Here is a 3218-nt window from a genome sequence, read left to right on the forward strand (position 1 = left end):
CCATCAACTTCGAGAATATTTAGAGGAACTACATCACGCCTTGCATCTGTAACAAAATTTGGAGCTTTAACGGGTTGTGGAGCTCCTCCTTGTGAAAAATCAAAGGGATTTACATTACCTGCCCTTGCTCTCGTAAACAAGTAGCTTAGATTCAAATTGAGATTAGGAAGCCATGGATTTTCTATATCAAAGCTCGTATCAAAACCCTGATATACTGCAGTACCTCTATTAATCCATGTCCTAGCACGAGGTACACCGATGAATTCTTCCTTTGAAACTAATCCACTATCAATATAATAGTTGAGAACCTTGTTAACTGCATCTGCAACATCAGCGCCTAAAATCTCTCTATTCTTCTTATAAATTTTGAAGAATTTTACATTCTTCGGATTATCTAAATTTACAAGCTCTGGATTTGCCGCAAGCAAAGGCACTTCCACTTCTTGGTCAGAATACTTAGTATAATAATATGCAATATCACCGCTGACATATTTCGTCAAAAACTTCAAGCCAAGTTCGTAGTTCCATGCAATATCATAAGTCAATTCAGGATTCCCAAAGAAGTTTCCACCTTGCCCCTTAAAATAATAGACATGGCTGTATTCGGGTGGTCTAAACGCTCTTCCAACGGATGCTCTCAAGGTTGTCCCGGGACTAATCTCATAGTTGACAGCAAATCGAGGAGAAAATTCATCATCAAAATCATCAATAAAATGTGTAATCTGCTCCCATCTGCCGCCAATATTTATATTGAGCTTTCCAATCTTCTGTAAATCTTGAAAGTAAATCGCTGTGCTTTTTCTATGCTGAGGTGTTTCAAGATACTGCTTTAAACCTTCATTCTTTGAAGGAGGAAGGTCAACCTTTTCCCATCTAAAAGCATGACCAATAGTCAAGCTATTGCCTTCAGGTTCAAAAATATCAGAAACAAAGGTTATAGAATTATCTATTCCCCAATCTTTGGAAAAATACCTAAAAGGAGAAAGATTCAATGGCACACCTGTTGCTTTCCAAAAATCAATATCTTCTTGAGGGTCTTCTCCAGTCCTTGCATAATATTTTGCCTTCCTTTTCGACTGGTAATCACTAGAGAAAAAGAACAAGTCACCCGTATTAGAAATTTTATCCATATTAAATTTCAATGCATAGGTAAGCTTTGGCGTAATCTCCCAAGTATCTGTAAAACTGAGCCATTCTCTTCTGTTTCGTGTAACGAGGTCTATTGATGGGACCGTAAATGAGCCAAAGAAATTAGGAGCATGCCTGAAGGCATAGCCAGTATTGATTCTAACTTGATTCCCTTTGAATGGCTTGAATCCGAAATTTACATTCACATTATAATTCTCTGCATCATCGAGGTCACTGGTATCAAAAACAACATTCGGATTATAATTGAAATAAGGCGGAGCTGTTGCCGGTTTATTAGGTTCAAAATCGGGAAATCCCGGATAATTGACTTTTATATAACCTTGTCTAGCAGCCGAAACTGCCAATTTATTAGTTTCGGCATAAGTAAGCCCTTTTGAAAAGAGATAAGAACCGCTTATGGAATAATCCCAATTTTTTCCGCCCCAACTGTGAAAGACCCCATAATACTGCGTCCAATCCTGATTAGCATCGTGGCGATGCTGATAAGTGCTAACTTTCATATCAAACTTAAAGATAGGTTTTTTTCTTCCCTTTTTTGTGATGATATTGATGACACCTGATTGTGCGTTGCCACCATAAATTGCAGATGCGGCGCCTTTCATAACTTCTATTCTTTCAATCATTTCAACAGGGAAATCAGAAATATCAGCCGTTCCAACACGAGGATTTTGGGCAGGGACACCATCTATGAGAAGCAATACTCTATTGTTATTAATAGGTGAACCTTGTCCTCTAATCTTTATTCTCTTCTCAGAACCAGCGCCTCCGACACTTTCCATTTGAATTCCCGGCGTACTTTTAAGAAGGTCACCTGCATCCTCTGCGCCTGATACAAACTCGAATTTCTTTGAGCTTTCAACTGAAACCGATGCCGTTGCTCTTGAAAGAGGAACATTCAATCTCTCGCCTGTAACAACAACTTCCTCGCCTGTAAATGCGGCAGCTTCCTTCATCGAGAAATTGACAACATTCGCTTTTTCACTGCTTACCACAACATTTTCAGCTTTACCGGGAACATAACCTAAAAATTCAGTCCTCAAAACATATGTTCCTTCAGGAAGTTCCAATTCATAAGCTCCATTCTCATCTGTAAAAGCAATGGCGTCAGTGCCGTCCACTGTAATCGTAACACCCGGCAACGGCTGTTTACTCTTTTCATCTATTACCTTACCTTTTACCTTACCTACATTCTGAGCAAATGAAACTCCTGAGATAACAAGAGTCATTAAAAGGAAAAAAACGAAAACATTTTTCACTCTCTTCAGCATATCCCATCCTCTTCTTTATGTTTGAAATTTATCACCCAACAAATTTTTCAAAAAAACATTGATTGTATCTCGTAAGTCAATATTTTTGTCAAGAATTATTCGAATATTATTTAGAAATGTTCACACATCTAATCTTCAATTCTTTCCAGTTCAAATTCAACATAATTTTGAAGATCAGGGCAATTGACGCGCACCTTCTTATTCTTATCCTTGAAAAACTCATCCTTCTTGAAAAGCATATTCCTTAGCTTTATAACTATATTGACACAGGCATCGACACATAAGCCTTCGGGAGTGCGCAAACTCAGGATAAACTCATCGCCTACCTTATGACCTGCTTCACAAAATCCTTTAATGCTTACAACGGTCGCCTTTATTACAGGCCCCCGTGCATTTCTTCCTTTTTTTTCCTTGCTATCAGCCATTTTTATCTCCTTTCTTTAGTTGATAGATACAGAGCAGCATGTTTTTGCATAATGTATCTCGAGCCCTAATTCTTTGGCAATGTTAACTGCCTCATCAGAATAAACTGCAATCCTATTGATTCCTGCCAATACTGAATATTTTTCAAGTTCTATCCCTTCTCTGTTTCGAGGATGTTCACAACCAAGAGAAAGCTCTGTTTTTTTCAGTGTTTTCCTCGCTTTGCACATCAACTCGACAACCTTTCGTATATTCGGAGTGCCGCAATTTTCCATTGGCGTGCCCTCAAAAGGAGTAAGTGTAACAATTACAAGAGTTTCAGGATTATACTTTTTCACAATCTCAATAGCGTTGTATTCCCCACGAAACTCTCCATAA

At 38.3% G+C, this 3218-nt stretch carries 3 protein-coding genes; all 3 read right to left on the reverse strand.

Going from position 1 to position 3218, the window contains the following annotated elements; all coding sequences use genetic code 11:
• The coding region (locus D6734_12700; GenBank protein ID RMF92266.1) for a TonB-dependent receptor at nt 1–2417 on the reverse strand (2417 nt) is incomplete at its 3' end.
• Between the two features lie 128 nt (nt 2418–2545).
• Entirely contained in the window at nt 2546–2842 is a 297-nt protein-coding gene (locus D6734_12705) for a TIGR04076 family protein (GenBank protein RMF92267.1), read from the reverse strand.
• 15 nt (nt 2843–2857) lie between these two features.
• Entirely contained in the window at nt 2858–3178 is a 321-nt protein-coding gene (locus tag D6734_12710; GenBank protein ID RMF92268.1) for a hypothetical protein, read from the reverse strand.
• Nucleotides 3179–3218: the final 40 nt, after the last annotated feature.

Source organism: Candidatus Schekmanbacteria bacterium (assembly GCA_003695725.1).
Taxonomy (GTDB): domain Bacteria; phylum Schekmanbacteria; class GWA2-38-11; order GWA2-38-11; family J061; genus J061.